General features: G+C 63.6%; 14 protein-coding genes. 8 read left to right on the forward strand and 6 right to left on the reverse strand.

Annotated features, from left to right (window positions below; translation table 11 throughout):
- Window positions 1-32 precede the first annotated feature (32 nt).
- Window positions 33-1,304: a hypothetical protein gene (locus DV733_RS04020; protein ID WP_049993906.1), complete on the reverse strand. Its 1,272-nt coding sequence runs from the start codon at window positions 1,302-1,304 to the stop codon at window positions 33-35.
- A 156-nt stretch (window positions 1,305-1,460) separates the two neighbouring features.
- Between DV733_RS04020 and DV733_RS04025 the strand changes: the two genes are divergently transcribed.
- From DV733_RS04025 to DV733_RS04045, 5 genes are all read left to right on the forward strand, one after another.
- On the forward strand, window positions 1,461-2,900 hold the full coding sequence (locus tag DV733_RS04025; RefSeq protein ID WP_049993907.1) for a peptidoglycan DD-metalloendopeptidase family protein: 1,440 nt from the start codon (window positions 1,461-1,463) through the stop codon (window positions 2,898-2,900).
- Window positions 2,901-3,337: 437 nt separating this feature from the next.
- Window positions 3,338-3,559 carry a hypothetical protein gene (locus DV733_RS04030; RefSeq protein ID WP_049993908.1) on the forward strand — a complete coding sequence of 74 codons (222 nt, stop codon included), beginning with the start codon at window positions 3,338-3,340 and terminating at the stop codon, window positions 3,557-3,559.
- A 120-nt stretch (window positions 3,560-3,679) separates the two neighbouring features.
- Entirely contained in the window at window positions 3,680-4,330 is a 651-nt protein-coding gene (locus DV733_RS04035) for a lipoate--protein ligase family protein (protein ID WP_049993909.1), read from the forward strand.
- 489 nt (window positions 4,331-4,819) lie between these two features.
- A complete protein-coding gene (gene thrC / locus DV733_RS04040) occupies window positions 4,820-6,079 on the forward strand; it encodes a threonine synthase (protein WP_049993910.1) in 1,260 nt (419 codons plus the stop codon).
- 98 nt (window positions 6,080-6,177) lie between these two features.
- Entirely contained in the window at window positions 6,178-6,450 is a 273-nt protein-coding gene (locus DV733_RS04045) for a hypothetical protein (RefSeq protein WP_049993911.1), read from the forward strand.
- Between the two features lies 1 nt (window position 6,451).
- Here DV733_RS04045 and DV733_RS04050 read toward each other — a convergent pair whose 3' ends face one another.
- Both DV733_RS04050 and serA read right to left on the reverse strand, forming a co-directional pair.
- A complete protein-coding gene (locus tag DV733_RS04050) occupies window positions 6,452-8,320 on the reverse strand; it encodes an ATP-binding protein (protein ID WP_049993912.1) in 1,869 nt (622 codons plus the stop codon).
- Between the two features lie 75 nt (window positions 8,321-8,395).
- Window positions 8,396-9,985 carry a phosphoglycerate dehydrogenase gene (gene serA, locus DV733_RS04055; RefSeq protein WP_049994320.1) on the reverse strand — a complete coding sequence of 530 codons (1,590 nt, stop codon included), beginning with the start codon at window positions 9,983-9,985 and terminating at the stop codon, window positions 8,396-8,398.
- Window positions 9,986-10,279: 294 nt separating this feature from the next.
- On the opposite strand from serA, the gene DV733_RS04060 reads away from it, so the two are divergent.
- Window positions 10,280-11,449 carry a type I restriction enzyme HsdR N-terminal domain-containing protein gene (locus tag DV733_RS04060; protein WP_049993913.1) on the forward strand — a complete coding sequence of 390 codons (1,170 nt, stop codon included), beginning with the start codon at window positions 10,280-10,282 and terminating at the stop codon, window positions 11,447-11,449.
- 26 nt (window positions 11,450-11,475) lie between these two features.
- On the opposite strand, the gene DV733_RS04065 is transcribed toward DV733_RS04060, so the two are convergent.
- Both DV733_RS04065 and DV733_RS04070 read right to left on the reverse strand, forming a co-directional pair.
- Entirely contained in the window at window positions 11,476-12,183 is a 708-nt protein-coding gene (locus DV733_RS04065) for a hypothetical protein (RefSeq protein WP_049993914.1), read from the reverse strand.
- 123 nt (window positions 12,184-12,306) lie between these two features.
- A complete protein-coding gene (locus tag DV733_RS04070; protein WP_049993915.1) occupies window positions 12,307-12,735 on the reverse strand; it encodes a hypothetical protein in 429 nt (142 codons plus the stop codon).
- 262 nt (window positions 12,736-12,997) lie between these two features.
- Here DV733_RS04070 and DV733_RS04075 point away from each other — a divergent pair, with 262 nt between their 5' ends.
- Both DV733_RS04075 and DV733_RS04080 read left to right on the forward strand, forming a co-directional pair.
- Window positions 12,998-13,771 carry a TrmB family transcriptional regulator gene (locus tag DV733_RS04075; protein WP_049993916.1) on the forward strand — a complete coding sequence of 258 codons (774 nt, stop codon included), beginning with the start codon at window positions 12,998-13,000 and terminating at the stop codon, window positions 13,769-13,771.
- 44 nt (window positions 13,772-13,815) lie between these two features.
- A complete protein-coding gene (locus DV733_RS04080) occupies window positions 13,816-15,966 on the forward strand; it encodes an alpha-amylase family glycosyl hydrolase (RefSeq protein WP_049993917.1) in 2,151 nt (716 codons plus the stop codon).
- Between the two features lie 49 nt (window positions 15,967-16,015).
- Here the strand turns inward: DV733_RS04080 and DV733_RS17240 are convergent, their stop codons facing one another.
- Window positions 16,016-16,135, reverse strand: a complete 120-nt coding sequence (locus DV733_RS17240) for a DUF7556 family protein (RefSeq protein WP_449267309.1) — start codon at window positions 16,133-16,135, stop codon at window positions 16,016-16,018.
- Between the last annotated feature and the right edge of the window lie 125 nt (window positions 16,136-16,260).

Below are 16,260 nucleotides of genomic sequence, written 5' to 3' on the forward strand. Positions count from 1 at the left end.
CAGAAATAGCTAGGCGACGTGAAACGTGTCGATCAGATGAACTGGAACAGCGTCGCGACCAGCAGGCCGACCCACAGGAGAAGCCCGGAGACCAACAATCGGTTCAGCCGACGCTCGCGAGTCGCCCGCTTTGCCGCACCGCCGGCGATCAACCCGAGCGCGAGGATGATACCCGTCCGCTGGACGACGATCTCGATGGGCAAGACCTCGACGCCGAGATAGCCGTAATCGAGCAGGAACGCGATCCCGAGCGCCCCGGAGGCGGTCACAGCCGCGTCCATTCGGCGAGTCAATCGATGTGAGAAGACGTAAGTCACGATGGGGATGCCCAGCGAGATGAACGGGTACAGCACCGCGGCGATGGCGTGCATCGAGAGATCGGTGGACCACTCCAGGAGGATACCACCGGCGCGCACGCCGAGGACGATCGCGACGATACTCAGCATCAGCAGTGCCTGCTGGACGCTGAGGCGGCCTCGGATTCGTCGCACTCGTGCCCGGTCGACCGACGTGAGTCGGCGTCGCCAGACGTCACGCATCGAGATCCAGCCGACCAGCAACCCAGGAAGCGTGATCGTCAACTCGACGAAGGTCGCCCAGCCATCGGCGTCCGAGCGGTCACCGTTCGAGAGATAGGCCCGCCAGACGACATCGACATTCTCCAGGGACATGAACTCCTGTTCGACCTGTCGCTGGCCCTCTTCGACGCCGTCGACGGCGTGTCTGAGCGTGAACCAGTCGAAGTGTTCCGTGTGGACCTGCATCGCGACCCACGGCTCCTCCTCGGGCACTGGCGACTCGTAGAGCCTGATGTGGGTCCGGTGGCCGTAGTAGTCACCGTTGTGAAGCTGGTCGGTCTCGCGGATCCACTCACCATCGGTCCACGGGTCGCCGGTTCCGTCGTAGACGTAGGCGTACCGGGCCGTCCCGGTGGTCTCCCCCCAGTCGATGGCGGTGTTCGAGAGGTTGATCTGCCGCGGGAACGGATCCTCGGGATCGGCGTGCATATCGGCTGGATCCGTCTGGTTCCAGGTCGACTCGCCACTGGACTTGAGCGCCGTGACGACGGTGTCGGCGTCCGCGCGTACGACGACGTTTATCGGGCTCCGCTCGCGGAATCCCTTCGAAGGACTCAGGTAGTTCCAGACGCCGCTCTCGTCGCCTTCGAACCGATACAGTTGTCGTTCGCCGGAGTCGGGTTCCGGCGCGTTCTGGATGGCTGGCTCCGTGAAGACCACGAAGATTCCCCCGAAGACGAGCGCCAGCGCCAGCACCGTCGCGGCGATGACGGCTGTCCGTCGCATATTCCCTACCCAGGAAGTCCAGTGACATGTCTCTGGTGGTCGTTCGTGCGTGCAGTACACTGGATTCTATCGAGATAGTATCGTGTTAAACGAATAAACTATTGTGAAAATGATTACCTTTATTGTTCCGCCATAATACCTGGACGTGGGGGCACGATGACAGACCATAGCAGGCGGTCCTTCCTGCGCCGAACGGCGGCGGGGGCAGGGGTAGTCGCGGGCCTGACAGCCGCGAGCACCGCCACGGCAGCGACGTACAGTATCGACACGAACCTCTCGAGCGACGCGTCCATCTCGGGAGCGGAACTGGACGACGCCATCGCGGCAGTCAGTCCAGGGAGCCCGCTCGTGGGCCTCGGAGACACGTTCATCGAGATGCAACATCAGACCGGCGTCAACGCCGTCTATCAGGCTGCTCACGCGGCCTGGGAATCGGCGTGGGGGACTTCCTCGATCGCCCAGTCGAAGTACAACATCTACGGCTGGTCGGCCTACGACTCCTGTCCGAGCAGTTGTGCGAAGACGTTCGACTCCTTCGCAGCGTGCGTGAAGTTCGTCATCCCACAGATCAAGGATCTGTACCTCGAACCCGGCGGGACCTACTACGAGGGCGCGACCCTCCGGGGGATGAACGTCAACTACGCGACCGACCCGAACTGGGCGGAGGGCATCGCGGGCGTGATGAACTCACTGGCTGATCACCTCGACCTCTCGGGCGGCTCGCCGAAATTCGAGACCGGCCAGCGCGTCGCGACCACGGCCGACCTCTCGGTTCGGGCAGGTGCAGGAACGAACGACGAGCGGATCACGGTCATCCCCGCCGGCGGCGCGGGCTACGTCCGGGGCGGCCCGGTCGAGGCCGACGGCTACACCTGGTTCAAAGTCGGCTACAACGCCGGCTACGAGGGGTGGTCGGCCGCACCGTGGCTAGCCACTGCGCCGCTCGACACGACGAAGTTCGACATCGGTCAGCGCGTCCACGCGACGACGGCGCTGAACGTCCGGGCCGCCGCCGGACTCGAGTACGACGTCGAGGCCACAGTGGGAGCCGACACCGGCGGCTGGATCAAAAACGGCATCATCACCAGCGACGGCTACACCTGGTGGGACGTCGCCTGGGACGACGGCTCGCGTGGCTGGTCGGTCCAGAAGTACGTCGAGGCCGGCGACGGGGCCGACGGCGACTTCGTCTGGCCCGTCTCGGGACCGATCACGGCCAACTACTACGACCAGCGAAGCTACGGCTATCACAGTTCGATCGACGTCGCGGCCGACCGCTGGACGCCGATCGGCGCGGCCCGCAAGGGCACGGTCAGCAACGTCCTGACGCTCGATGCCGGCGGTCGATCGGTGTTCGTCGACCACGGCGCGGGGTATCAGACCCGCTACATGCACCTGGTCGACTGGAACGTCTCGGAAGGTCAGGAAGTCACCCGCGGCGACACCGTCGGCTACGTCGGTTCGACCGGTCACTCGACCGGTCCGCACCTGCACTTCGAGGTGGAACGCTACGGCGAGAACCAGTACATCCCCGGTGCAGAGGGCGCGTCGGTGAGCAAGGGCGAGCCGATCAACTACGAGTACGACGGGTTGTGACGGGCATCGGCCGACCGCGACCGCCGAGAGTCACCAGAACCGTACACCAGCGCGTCGGCTCACGTAATCACTACCCCATATTTTCTCGGATTGAAATAGAATTATTTAACAATGATGAGCGAAAAGAGCAGAGTGCGTCCAGTGGCCGGACGTGCAGGGAGTCGCGTGCTGCGTGGACTCTGCTCAGTTCCCACACCCACATCTGTCAGGAAACGCGTGGCAGTACAACCCACCTCCGGCGCTGAACGCACGACGTCTCGCCTGCGGACCGCAACGATCCAGCCACCACCCACCACCCATCGTCGTTCCGTTGGGCGAGCCGACACCCGTCAGCGTCCCACTTTCGACGGTCACCCACGACTGACGCTGGCGGTTCTCCTCTCCCGTCTGTCCCTTCGATCAAAAGAGTGATAGTGACCGCTAGGAGAGAGTCAGCTATGTACGAAACGCTCTCGGAAATCGTTCCGGAACTGCTCTACGCTGTTCTCGCGAGTGCACTGACGCTGCTCGGGCTGTTCGTCGAAAACACCGGCATTCAGACTCTCGGCAGTGGAGACACGACGATGGGGCTCTGGATGACTGCCGTGGGGATCGTCGCGCTGTACGCCGGGTTCAAGCTCGCTCGCGAAAAAGTCGTGCCCGGTCTCCGGGCAGCCTGATCGTCGTCGACCACCGCAGCATTCTTTTTGGCGTTCTCCACGAGCAAGACCTGAACCTCGTATCGAGTCGGTCTGGAAGATTCACACAAACGTTTCCTCGGAAGAGCACCCAGCAACAGTATGGAGATTCGGCGCGGCCGTGCAGCGACGCCCGAAGCCGACCAGGGCGCGACCGAGGCAATCGTGACCGCGGCCGCCAGCGAGCGCGAGCCACTCGCTCGCGTGTGGCAGCCCCATCGGCAAGTCGCGTTCGGCCGCCGCGACGCTCGAAGCGATGGCTACGAGCAGGCCATGGAAGCCGCCGAACAGCACGGCTTTCCGGCGACGAGCCGGGATGTCGGGGGGCGAGCAGTCGCGTTCGCCGGCGAGACGGTCGCGTTCGTCCACGCGATCCCGGTCGAGAACGGCCGCGAGACGATTCAACAGCGCTACGACGACGCCACCGCGCTCCTTCGGGACGTCCTCATCGACCTCGGCGTCGACGCGCAGCCGGGCGAACCCCCAAACTCGTTCTGCCCTGGCAGCCACTCGCTGCAGGCTGAAGGGAAGATCGCCGGACTGGCTCAGCGCGTCCGGACGGACGTCGCCGTCGTCGCTGGCGTCGTCCTCACGAACGATCACGACGCCGTCGCCGCCGTCCTCGAACCCGTCTACGACCGCCTGGGAGTGGCGTTCGACCCGAAATCAGTAGGGAGCGTCGAGGCTGCCGGCGGGCCGGACGATCCCGCAGTCGTCGCCGACACGATCGCCGAGGCGCTGGCTACGTGCTAACTATTCTGCATTCGCGTAGTGTCTCGCCGCGTCCTCGATCTCGCCCCGTTCCCAGAGGAAGTAGCCGTACTCTGTCTGGACGATCGAATCCGATCCCCAAAGGTCCAGCGCGCGCTGGAAATGTTGTTCGGCGCGGGTCCCACAGTGACTGCTCGATCGCCCGTTCGAAACGACTCAGCGCCGCCTCGCGTTTGCCCTTGCGCAAGAGATACGCCGCCCGCTCGAACTCGGCAGCGGCCTCCTCGAGGTTCTCCAGCACCGGGAGCGAGTAGCCGCTGCTCGCACCCGCGCCAGCAGAATCGGCGTCGTGCGTCCATTCGAGCCCGACCGAGACCCTGACGCGGTCGCCGTCAGTCGCCCGAAGGTCGACCGAGACATCTTCGGGAGCCGACAGCGCCGAGCCGCGGCCGTCGGGGCGGGTGTGTTCAAGCTATTCCGGGCGCGGACGGAACCACGGCCCTTTTTCTCCCTGCCCCCGTTCGTCCGACAATGACCCACCTGCAACTCGACGAACCCGTCCCAGGGGAGGCCGACGACGGCGTCTGGCTCACCTGTATCGAATGCGGGGCCACGTTCGCCCCCTTCGAGGCGGTCCGCTACACCTGCGACGACTGCGACGGCCTGCTGGAAGTCCGCTACGCCGACCTGCCGACCTTCGAAGACTTCGACTCGGAAGCCCCCGCCGACGGCGTCTGGCGCTACAGCGCCGCCCTGCCCTTCGAGGAAGGTGTCTCGCTGCCCGAAGGCGGGACACCACTGCACGAGGTCCCCCGACTGGAAGACGACATCGGCGTCGCACGCCTCCGGGTGAAACACGAGGGAATGAACCCCACGGGGTCGTTCAAGGATCGCGGCATGACCGTGGGTGTCCGCGTCGCCGAGGAAGTCGGCGTCTCTCGGCTCGCCTGCGCCTCGACGGGCAACACCTCCGCCGCGCTCTCCGCGTACGGTGCTCGCGCCGGACTCGAAACGCTGGTCTTGCTGCCGGCGGGCAAAGTCGCCGCGGGCAAGGTCGCCCAGGCCAGCCTCCACGGCGCACGCATCCTCGAAGTCGACGGCAACTTCGATCGCTGTCTCGACATCGTCCAGGATCTCGCGGATCGAGGCGAGGCCTACCTCCTGAACTCGCTCAACCCCTTCCGCCTGGAGGGCCAGAAGACGATCGGACTGGAGATTCTGGAGCGGTTCGAAGTCGACGAGGGGACCTACCCCGACCGGATCGTCCTTCCCGTAGGCAACGCGGGCAACACCGCCGCGCTGTACAAGTGCTTCCGCGAACTCGTGCAGTCGGGCGCGCTGGACGAGGATGCTGTGCCGAAGCTCACCGGCGTCCAGGCCGAACAGTCGGCACCGATGGTCGAGGCCATCGAGAACGGCTGGGACCACGTCGAGCGCTGGGACCACGTCGAGACTCGCGCGACCGCGATCCGGATCGGCAACCCCGTCAACGCCCCGAAAGCGCTCCCGGGCATCCGCGAGACTGGCGGGACGGCCGTCGCCGTCAGCGACGAGCAGATCACCGCGGCCCAGCGCGACCTCGCCGAGGAAGGCGTCGGCGTCGAACCCGCCTCCGCTGCCTCCATCGCGGGCCTGCGAAAGCTCCGCGAGCAGGGCGTCGTCGACGCGGACGAACAGGTCGTCTGTCTCACGACGGGCCACCTCCTCAAAGACCCCGACGCCGCGGCCGAGGCCGGCAGCGAACCCGAGCCAGTCCCGGACGACACCGACGCCGTACTGGATCGGCTGTGAGGCCGATCCACACCCGCTGTGATCGAGCACCTCTCCTCGTAGCGCGCTGACGTGCGTCTGACGGGCCTTTATGCGACCGAATGACACACCTAGGGAGCATGGCGGCTCAACACGGACACCAGGGGGACGACGAGCGAGTCGACAGTGTCGCGCTCGCGGACCGACGAGAGGCAGATTCCGAGCGTGACGCTCGCGTCGCCGAGTTAGAGGCGGCACTCGACCGGAGAGACGAGCAGGTACAGGCACTGATCGATCAGTACGAACACCTCCTCGCGACCCGGGAACGGTTACGACGGGACGCCGGAGACAGCGAGTTCGTCTGGACGGACGACCGCGACGGATCGACGACGTTACTCGATCGACTGCGCTGATCTATCGATTCCGCTCGGCCGATTCTTCGAGCGACTCGATCGCCGCTCCGGTGACGTCGAACCGTGCGCCGCCCTCGTCGCTCTCGCCGGCCTCGATCGTCCAGCCGTGGGCTTCCGCGATCGTCGAGACGATGTACAGCCCGTAACCGGTGCCGTCGGCGTCCTCGGAGTAACCCATCTCGAAGATCTGCTCGCGAATCTCGGGATCGACTCCAGGGCCGTCGTCAGAGACGTAAAAGCCGTCGCCAGCATCGCGGACGCCGACGCGAACCGTCACGTCCGACCGGCCGTGCTCGATCGCGTTCCGAAAGAGGTTCTCGAACAACTCGACCAGTCGATTGCGGTCGGCGGCAACGACACCCGAGGAGTCGACATCGAGCGTCGCCTCGGGCGATTTGACGACCTGCCAGGCGTCTCTGGCGGCTGCGCCGACCGAGACGAACTCCGTCTCGCCGACGACTTTGCCCTTACGGGCGAGGGTGAGTAGCGCCTCGATCAGCCGATCCATGCGTTCGAGGGCGTTCTTGATCCGGACGACGTTGTCCGATTCGGTCTCCTCGTCGACGAGTTCGGCCGCGGCACTCGCGACGTTCAGCGGATTGCGCAGGTCGTGGCTGACGATGCTCGCGAACTCCTCCAACCGTTCGTTCTGCCGTTCGAGTTCGCGCTCGCGTTCTGCTCGGTCGAGTGCCGCCTCGACGTTCGACGCCAGGATGTGTGCCAGATCGATCCCGAAGTCGGTGAACACGTCCGCGTCGGCAGACAGCCCGAGCGCGCCGTGTTCCCCCAGCGGGAGAATCGCCGCCGTCAGGTCGTCGGCCGTCGACTTTCCGTTGGTCTCCGCTGCGGTGACGTACTGCGGATCGCCCATCTCGAACGCCCGCGTGTAGTACCGCTCGTACTGCTCGAAGAGGTCGCCGTCGGCGGCCGCACTCTCTTCGGGGACGCCCTGCAGTACGCCGTCCGATCGCAGGGCCATCTGGATGTGTGAGAACACCGGGATATCGGCCGTCAGGTTCCGTGCGACCCGTCCGATATCGGCCCGCGATTCGGCCCGGACGAGCTCGCGGCTGGCCTCGTGGACCTCCCGGACCATCTGTTCCTGGCGTTTCTCCTCGGTGACGTCACGGCTCGAACCGACGATCCCGATCGGTTCGCCGTCCTCGTCGTAGCGGGGCGCTTTCGTGATACTCATCCAGCGCGGCCGGCCCTTCTCGTCGATCCAGTGGTCGATCCGGTTGACTGTCGGCTCCCCGCTGTCCATCAGCGCCTGCTCTTCCTCGTAGGTCTCGCGGGCGGTCTGGGGGTCGAGCACCTCGTAATCGGTCAGCCCGACCAGTTCCTCGCGGTCGAAACCGTACTCACGGGCCGTTGCCGCACTCATCGCCTCGAATCGGCCCGCGTCGTCCTTGAGAAAGATGTGATGCGGGTAGTACTCCAGCAACGAGTTCAGGAGGTCGGGATCGGACTGGAAGTGCGTCTCCATTCCGGCGGCGTGTCTGAACTGCCGGTAGATCAACTCCGCTCGATCGGGCGTCGTCGAAACCACGGTCGCACCGGCGTCGATCGCACGCTTGAGACAGGCGTGATCGCAGTCGATCGAGTAGATGGCGACTGGAACCGACAGCCGCTCGGTCGCGTCAAGGTAGTTCTCGACGCCGTCGACGCCTTCGTCGGCGTCGTTCAGCGGGGGCGCGTCCAAGACGATAGCCAGATCGAACGCTCCATCGGCAGCCGCCACCAGGTCCTCGACGGTGGTCGTCTCGACGGGATAGTCGAGTTCCGCAAGGACTGACGCGACCGACGAAAGCCGGCCATCTTCGTCGACGAAAACGATGGACAACGACTCGACTGACGGCTCAACACCCATTGTGACTCGCTCTATCCCACCCTACACGCGCAGGCAAAAAATACTATCCCCCAAAGTATCAGGGGAGAGAATCGGTCATTCGCCGTTGTCCAGCGAGATATACGTCGTCTCGATGATCCGTTCGTCGGCGTGCAACTCCTCGATGAGTTCGTCGCTCGGCGCCGAATCGAGGTTGTACACCGTCAGCGCCTCGCCGCCCAGCGCCTCCCGCCCGTTGAACATGCCGGCGATGTTGACGTCGTAGTCACCGAACAGCGTCCCAATGAACCCGATGACGCCGGGTGTGTCGTCGTTCCTGACCACGAGCATGTGGCCGTGGGGCACTGCCTCGACGCGGTGGCCCTGGATGCGGACGATCCGCGGGTCGTCGTCCGCGAACTGCGTGCTCTCGACGGCAACTGTGCGTTCGCCGTCGCTGACCTCGACGGTCAGCAGGCTGTTGAAGTCCTCGATCTGTCGCGTCTTGGACTCGGTGACCTCGACACCGCGCTCCTCGGCGATCCGCTCGGCGTTGATCGTGTTGGCCTGCCACTCCAGGGGCGCGAACACGCCCTGCAGCGCGCTCGCGGTGACGACGTCGACTGTCTCCTCGGCCAGTTCGCCAGCGTAGGTTACCTCGACGCTCTCGACGTGGCCGCCCAGCAACTGCATCGCGATCTTGCCGGCCGTCTCGGCCAGTTCCACGTACGGCCGGATCGTCGGATAGACGTCCTCACCGAACGACGGCGCGTTCACCGCGTTGCTCACGACGTTTCCTTCGAAGGCAGCGATCACCTGTTCGGCGATGCTGATCGAGACGTTCTGTTTCGCGGACTCGGTGCTGGCGGCGATATGCGGCGTGACGATCACGTCGTCGACGCCCAGCAGTGGGTTGTCCGGCTCGACCGGCTCCTCCTCGAAGACGTCGACGGCCGCGCCGTAGAGGATCTCGTCCTCGACGGCCTCGGCCAGTGCTGCCTCGTCGACTAGCCCGCCGCGAGCGCAGTTGATGAGGTATCCGTCTTCGAGTTCCGCCAGCAGATCCTCGTCGACGATCTGCTCGGTCTCGGCGGTCTTTGGCGTGTGCAGCGAGACGAAGTCGGCTTGCCGGAAGCACGTCTCGATGTCCGCGACCAGTTCGACACCCAGCTGGCGGGCTCGCTCCTCGCTCAGGTAGGGATCGTACGCCACCAGATCCATCTCCAGATTCCCGAGGCGTTTGGCGACCTCCTGGCCGATCCGGCCCAGTCCGACCACGCCGAGGGTCTTGCCGTTGAACTCGCTCCCGAGGATGTCGCTCTTGGCCCAGTAGCCGTCTTTGAGCTGCATGTGGCCCTGTGGAATCTTCCGCGCCGTGGCGAAGGCCATCGCGACCGTGTGCTCGGCAGTCGCGCGGACGTTGCTCTCCGGTGCGTTGGCGACGACGACCCCCCGGTCGGTCGCGGCCTCGACGTCGACGTTGTCCACCCCGACGCCCGCCCGCCCGACGATGACCAGTTCCGGTGCCGCATCGAGCAGTTCGGCGTCGACGGTCGTCTCCGAGCGGACGATCACCGCGTGAGCGCCCGCGACCGCCTCTAGCAACTCTCCACGTTCGGCGTCGACGACCGTCTCGACGTCGTGGCCGGCCTGTCGCAAGCGTGCCAGCCCCGCGTCGTCGACGGCGTCCGTGACTACGACGTTCATATCTGTCGTGACTTCCCCGCCGGGCATAACGCTTACCTTACCACTTTTTCCGCCTCGGGCGTCCTCGCGCGCTCTACAAAGCGCGCTGCGGGCACCCTGCGGCGCAAAAACTTGGGGAAAAAGGCCGGAATCGCCTTATCAGGGCGATTCCGGGGAAACGGCGGCCTGGTGGCCGCCGTATGCTGGTGGTGGCCGCGACCGCAATGTCGGTAACATCACCGGGACCAATTCCAATTTATCCTGGGCCAGTTTTTCCACCATCTTATAAATAGGTGCGTTGTTGAACATTTACCAATGGATCGTCAAGAGATCGATGAGTACGTACGTCGCAGCCAGCAACTCATCGAATCCTCACCGCAGATGGACGAGGAGAATACGAAAGTCAAACTCGTTCAACCGTTTCTCGAATTACTTGGATGGGATCTCTACTCTACTGAAGTGTCGCTCGAATATACTATACCAATGGCCTCTGGCAGCACTCACGTAGATTATGCACTCCTTGTCGGAGACTCACCTGTAGTCTTTGTCGAAGCAAAGCCGGTTCGATCAAATCTCACTGATACCGAAGTGCAACAGCTTCGGAGTTACATGAGGCAGGAACTCGGCGTTGACTGGGGGATTCTGACGAACGGTAAATCGTTCGAAGTTCTGACCAAGAACCGCCACCAAAATGATGGTGAGGAGGTTTCCGTCGTTCAGTTTGATCTTGATGACCTCGTCGAGAACCCGGAAGTCTTGGAATTGCTGACGAAAGAGTCGATACGCTCCGGGAAGTCTGACGAGGTAGCCGAACAGGTCGCCCAGACGAACCGAGCAATCCGACGCCTGCAAGAAAACGAAGATCAAGTCACTGAATCTGTCACGGAGGCCATCGAGAGTGAGGTGGGTGAGGTAACTGTCGATCTTGAAGAACAGTCTCGCGAGTTTGTGCAAAATCTCGTCTCGGTACTTCGTGAACAGCGCCATTTCGTCAGCGAGGAACCGCCGGGAGAAACGGAAGAATCAGAGACTTCTTCTGAAGAGATTGAGCCGCTAAGGAACCGAGTAGCTGGGAAGATTGCCCGGAATGAAATCAAAGGTAACGACAACGCACGTCTGGCAGTGTTTCCAACAAAAAAATCAGGGCTTCCTTTCCTGATAGAGAACGAAGCGTGGGGATTCGTTCGAGTTGGAAGCGAGTTCGATTACATAGCGATGTACGTTACCGGAGATGTCCGAAAAGTGAGGTATTTCGCGAAGGTGAAAGACATCGTAGATCCTGACGAGGCCAACTTAGCGCGGGAGCCGGAAGACTACCAAGATGGAGCCAAAATCTCAGAAGGCAAGAAAGTAATCAGGTTCGAACCCGGATCGCTCTACGAACTTGAGGATCCAGTCCCGTACGAGACCGCCTATCCACAGTCACTCCAGTATTCTACAATCGGGGCATTCCGGACTGCGGACACAACAGACGATATGCTCTGATTTATTGAATTTCGTTCAAAACACCATCACACCATCGAACAGGTCGTCTCGACGACGTAGTCCTCCCCATCGACCTCGACCACTTGCTGGACGTACTCCGTCCGGGCCGAGCGCTCGGGGTCGCAGTCGACGCCAGTCTCTTGCTCGGACGCGCCCGCGCAGTCGACTATCCGTCCATCGGGGAGGACGAGCGTCTCCGCGCCGTCGCGGTCGAGGACGGCATAGGACTGGTCCCACTCGGGGATGGCGTGGACAGTGGCGATTCCGCCGTCGACCGGGGTCCGCGCGACGATCCGCCCGACGACACCCCCCTCGAAGACGTGCGGAAGCAGGGTCATCGCTTCTTCGAGGTCGGACTCGGTGAAGGTTTTGAGGCAGACCGCGGGATCGAGTGCGAAATCGTCGAGCGCGAGGTCGATTCCGACTGCGTCGAGCGCGTCGAAGAGTGCGGGTTCGACGGTCTCGCGGAAGGCCTCCCGAACGTCGCCGAGGTCCTCGTAGTCCGCTCTCAGGGCAGCGCGAGCCTCCTCGGTGTCGACTTCGGCGAGGACGCCGTCGACGGTCTCGGCCACGCCGCCGGCCAGCGCGTCGCTGGCGAGGAGATCACGGCGTGAGGTCTCGCTGCCCTCGCCTCGGAGGTCCGAGGTCGCGGCCATCGTCTCGACACAGCCCCCACCGTCGACGATCTCGTTGAGCGTGTTCCGGTACTCTTCGTACTCGCCCTCGTCGGTCATGCCAGCCGGTACGTGCCCGTGGTATTTTAGTTCGTACATTTCGACGCCGAAGCAACTCTGGTGGCTCGGGTCCCGAAGCGCTGCGTAGAGCAAGTGGGCGTCAACTAGACGGTGCGATGTGCGTTATTTTCCCCATCCGACGGCGAGCAGTAACTGCCGCTCAATTTTAGGGACGAATATGAACACAGAGACTACGCCCAGGGACACCACGCCTGCGAGTATTGGTTTCGGATCTACCGGGTAGCCCAGATAGTACGACAGTACAATTCCCCAAATCGCGACTACTCCTAAAACAGCCATTATCCCGAGACTCAGCAATCCACCGAGTACACCGGCAGCCCACTGAATCTTAGGCGACGATGGGAATGGATCTGGGGGTGGTGGTTGGACGTGTCGAATCCAGTCAGCGTGCTTCGAATGTACTGACTCATCGTAGGCGTTCCCAAATAATTCCTTGAGGCCTGCGATAGTCACAACTACCCACATTATCCCCCAAACTTGCTGAACAACCAGCGGCCCCCATTCGATGAGTCGAGCAATCATCGATGTCATCATCGGTATCACGCCAGCCAGTTTAATAAATGCACGTTCTAGATTGATATATCCATTTCCACCCCATACATCTCTGTCTCGAACCAACGCGTGTCAGGGAAATGCGCTGGGTGCAAAAGACCCATACGGGAAGGATAGTTTCGGACCCGACCGAACGTGTCAGCGATAGCGACGACGGACTTATGACCCATGCTACCGATTCTCTTCTGGTATAGCACAGTCGACGAATGCGGGGGGCTGATGACGACGACAACAGAGACATATGGACGACACCGACGCTGTCGAGACACTCACACGATTCGGATTGACGACCTACGAAGCACGGGTCTTTCTGGGACTACAGAAACTGGGGAACGGAACCGCAAGCGACGTCGCGGAGGTGACAGACGTCCCGCGCTCGCAGGTGTACGGGGCTGCGGAATCGCTCGAAGAGCGACGACTCCTGCGGGCACTCCAGACCAGACCGACAGTCTACGAGCCGGTCGACATCGAGACGGCCGAGACACGGCTGCTCGAACAGTTCGAGGCTGCAGGCCGGGAGCTGTTCGGCTACCTCGACGACGTCCAGCGAGCCGAAGACGAGGGCGGGGAGGTCAGCGAGGCGCTGTGGACGATCCGCGGTCGCGAGCAGGTCTCCCAGCGGGTCGCCGAGTTGATCGGCGACGCCGAGGATCGAGTCCTCTACGGGGCCGCCCGCGAGCCGATGTACGACGCACAGATCCGCGCAGCGCTAGAGGGGGCCACCGACGACGGCATCGTCCCGGTCGTGATGAGCACGAGCGAGCCGTTCCTGGACGAACTCGACGAGAAGGCGGTCCAGACGATCCACGAACCGGACGAGCACATCCCGCCGAGCACGTCGCGGGTGCTGATGGTCGACGACGACACGCTCCTGCTGGGGATGGTCACCGACCGCGGTGGCGGTGATGAACGGGAGATCGCCCTCTGGAGCGCCGAGACGACCTCCGCGGCCGTACTCATGCGACTGATCGTCGAGTTGTTCCAGACCGATCCGATATCGCTGGGCGGGGCCTAGCTCATATATTAATCCTTATCAATACCACCCACTACCGGCCGGGTATGGGACAGTCTGGCAACGACGACGTTCCCGAGTGGGTGACTCGACGGCGGCTGCTCGCCGCCACCGGATTCGCCGGAATCGGCGCACTCGCCGGGTGTACAGGCGACGGCGGAGACGGAACCGACACGCCGACGTCGACGACCGACGGACCGGCCGACGGGACGACGACCACGACGACGTCGGTCCCCCCGGGAGAGTTGCTCGGGCCAGCGGACCTCCCGGAAGCGGATATCCGCAGTTCTCATCATCCGGGTCCGCCGCGGTTCACCAGCGTCGGCGCGACGCCGCTGGGCGAACTCCTGCACGGCGAAGGGACGAACACCAACCTCTCGCCGCTCGACGTCGAGTTATCAGGCGTCGACGGCGACCTCGCGCCGTTCGATCCCGACAGGGACGCCTCCTACAGCTGGTCGGTCGCCGATTCGCCCTCCGGGTCGAGTGCCGGAACTGGCGACACACCCGTCATCCACTTCGAGCCGGACGTTCCGGGCGAGTACACGCTCGAACTAGACGCGCCTGACGGTACCCACGAACTCACAGTCAGGGCCTTCCCCGAGGAGAGTCAAGACGATCCGCAGCCACGGGTGACGCTCACCGCCGAACAAGACAGTGATCAGTTCGTTCTCGAAGCAGACGCCGAGCCAAGCCCCGAGGGCGACAACACGGTCGAAGATCTCGACGTCGAGTTCTACGTCGACGACCGCGATACCCTCGACGGCTCGCTGTCGGTCGACGGTCACACCGCGACCGTCCCCGTCGACGCCGTTTCCGACACCGCCCGGATCCACGCCGTCGCCATCGGCGACCGCCACAGCGTCGCCGACTACGTCAGCCTGGAGTCGGACGGGTCGACCGCGCATCCGAACGATCCGCCGTCGTGGGTCGAAGATTCCGTCATCTACGAGATCTTCGTCCGGCGCTTCGACGACGACGTGACCTTCCAGACCATCGAGGACCGACTGGACTACCTCGACGAACTGGGGGTCGACGCGCTCTGGCTGACACCGATGCTCGAATCACACAGCCACAGCAATCCCGGCGTGCCCGGCGGCCCGCACGGCTACGACATAAAGGACTACTTCGAGGCCGCCGACGCGCTGGGCAGCAACGAGGACTACCAGTCGCTGGTCGACGCCTGTCACGAGCGGGACATCAAGGTCATCTTCGACATGGTGATCAATCACACCGCGCGCGAGCATCCCTATTTCCAGGCCGCGAAGATCGGGACTGGTACCGACGACGCCGGCCAGGAGTTCTACCGCCAGCTCTACGAGTGGGAGTTCGGCAGCACGGCGCTGACCTACGCCTACTGGCAGGGCATCCCGGTCGTCGACTACGACTCGCTCGCGCTGCGGTCGTGGCTACTTGCCGTGATCGACCACTGGCAGGAAGTCGTCGACGGCTTCCGGTGTGACGTCGCCTGGGGCGTCCCCCGAAGCTTCTGGAAGAACGTCCGCGACCGCGTGAAAGCCCGTGACGAGGAGTTCCTCCTGCTGGACGAAACCGTCCCGTGGCACAGCGACTTCGCCGAAGCCCAATTCGACGCCCACTTCGACTACGGTTTCAACGAGACGGTGCGGGCGATCGGCCGCGGCGAGGAGGACGCGAGCGCCGTCAACGACGTCCTCGACGACCGGGACGCGATGGGCTATCCCGACCACACGACGTTCTTCAACTACGTCGAGAACCACGACATGAGTCGGTTCCTGTCGATCGGCGACAAAGCCTCCCAGATGGCCGCCGGCGCGGCGACGTTCACGCTCCCGGGCGCACCCATGATCTACTACGGTCAGGAGACCGGCGTCGGCGACCAGCGCGGCACGATGAACTGGGACAGCATCGACGAGGACCTCAAGGCCCACTACGAGAACCTCGTGAGTGCCCGCAAGTCGGTTCCTGAACTGGCCTCGGCCGCCGACACCCAGCCGGTCGAACTCGACGACCAGCCCGACGGTGTCGTCGCCTACGCTCGCCAGGGCGAAGACGGCCAGGTCCTGGTCGTGCTACACTTCGAGTCCGGCTCGGCGACCGTCTCACTGCCGGCTGGCGTCGAGACGACCGACCTGCTGACCGACAGCGACGTCGCCGATGGGTCGGGCGTCAGCGTCGACAGCGCGGTCGTCCTGCGAGCCGACGACGCGTCGTTCTAACGCTGACGCACCGCTGTCGAGACGCTCTTTTGGAATCGACGGCGACTGCCTACCGCCACTCGGGAAGCGCAGCGGCGTCTTCGAGTGGCAGTGTTACGAAGGCGTCGTCGCGCGTGATATCGGCGAGAATGAACGTGTCGCCCGTGGAACCGTGTTCGACCGAGGCCATGACCTCGGCGTCCTCAGCGACTGCCGCGACAGCCTCCGTCTCCTGCGACATGTTTGGTAATCTGTATCACTCCTACATAAACGTGCCGGAAACCAGGCGATTGCGTCGGGGTAGCGTCAGACACA

The organism is Halapricum salinum (assembly GCF_004799665.1).
GTDB classification, from domain to species: domain Archaea; phylum Halobacteriota; class Halobacteria; order Halobacteriales; family Haloarculaceae; genus Halapricum; species Halapricum salinum.